General features: G+C 78.3%; 1 pseudogene. It reads left to right on the top strand.

What is annotated here, in order from left to right:
* A pseudogene (locus KUM49_RS47050) lies at nt 1-212 on the top strand (histidine kinase); the annotation flags it as partial.

The raw sequence follows: 212 nt of genomic DNA, 5'->3' as shown, positions 1-212 counted from the left end.
GGCTCTGGCTCCGGCGGCCCAGGCAGTGACGGCGTCGGCACCGACCGTCCTGGCATCGGCGGCCCTGGCACGGGCAGTCTGGGCATCGGCGGCCCTGGCACGGGCGGCTCCGGCGGCTCTGGCTCCGGCGGCCCAGGCAGTGACGGCGTCGGCACCGACCGTCCTGGCATCGGCGGCCCTGGCACGGGCAGTCTGGGCATCGGCGGCCCTGG

Source organism: Streptomyces sp. AC555_RSS877 (genome assembly GCF_019049245.1).
Taxonomy (GTDB): Bacteria; Actinomycetota; Actinomycetes; order Streptomycetales; family Streptomycetaceae; genus Streptomyces.
Note: the sequence above shows the minus strand (reverse complement) of the source record. Positions and strands in the feature narration are given on the sequence as shown.